This window comes from Azohydromonas aeria, assembly GCF_009760915.1.
Taxonomy (GTDB): domain Bacteria; phylum Pseudomonadota; class Gammaproteobacteria; order Burkholderiales; family Burkholderiaceae_C; genus Azohydromonas; species Azohydromonas aeria.
In genome coordinates this window covers 1-1078 of record NZ_VIDQ01000203.1, presented here as the reverse complement: position 1 = coordinate 1078, position 1078 = coordinate 1, and the positions used below count along the sequence as shown (strand labels likewise).

Genomic DNA, 1078 nt, shown 5'->3' with positions numbered 1-1078 from the left:
TTCAGCGCACCAGGCAGGGCCGCTTGTTGTCGAACTTCCAGCCCGGCACCAGGTACTGCATGGCGATGGCGTCGTCGCGCGCGCCCAGGCCGTGCTGCTGGTACAGCGCGTTGGCCTTCATCACCGCGTCCATGTCCAGTTCCACCCCGAGGCCCGGCTTCTTCGGCACGGCGACTTCGCCGCCCTGGATCTGCAGCGGCTCCTTCGTGAGGAACTGCCCGTCCTGCCAGATCCAGTGCGTGTCGATGGCCGTGACGCGGCCCGGCACGGCGGCCGCGGCGTGCGTGAACATCGCCAGCGAGACGTCGAAGTGGTTGTTGGAGTGCGAGCCCCAGGTCAGCCCGAAGTCGCGGCAGGTCTGGCCCACGCGCACCGCGCCCTGCATGGTCCAGAAGTGCGGGTCGGCCAGCGGGATGTCCACCGACTGCAGCACCAGCGAGTGCACGAACTGGCGCCAGTCGGTGGCGATCATGTTGGTCGCCGTGGGCAGCCCGGTGGCGCGGCGGAACTCGGCCATCACCTCGCGCCCGGAGAAGCCCCCTTCGGCGCCGCAGGGGTCCTCGGCATAGGCCAGCACGCCGTGCAGGTCGCGCATCAGGCGGATGGCGTCCTTGAGCAGCCAGCCGCCGTTGGGGTCGAGCGTGATGCGGGCGTCGGGAAAGCGCGCCTTCAGCGCCTTGATGGCCTCGACCTCCTCCTCGCCGCGCAGCACCCCGCCCTTCAATTTGAAATCCTGGAAGCCGTAGCGCGCCTGCGCGGCCTCGGCCAGCTTGACGATGGCGTCGGGCGTCATCGCCTCCTCGTGGCGGATGCGCAGCCAGTCGTCGGAGGCGTCGGGGTCGCTGTCGTAGGGCAGGTCGGTCTTGTTGCGGTCGCCGATGTAGAACAGGTAGCCCAGCATCGGCACCGACTCGCGCTGCTGGCCCTCGCCCAGCAGCGCGCACACCGGCACGTCGAGCTCCTGGCCCAGCAGGTCCAGCAGCGCCGACTCCACGGCCGTGACGGCGTGGATGGTGGTGCGCAGGTCGAAGGTCTGCAGCCCGCGCCCGCCGGCGTCGCGGTCGGCGAACTTGGTGCG

At 70.2% G+C, this 1078-nt stretch carries 1 protein-coding gene; it reads right to left on the bottom strand.

What is annotated here, in order from left to right; translation table 11 throughout:
- Position 1: 1 nt before the first annotated feature.
- Positions 2 to 1078, bottom strand: a 1077-nt coding sequence (locus tag FJ694_RS36515) for an enolase C-terminal domain-like protein (protein ID WP_157272403.1), incomplete at its 5' end; no start/stop codon positions are given.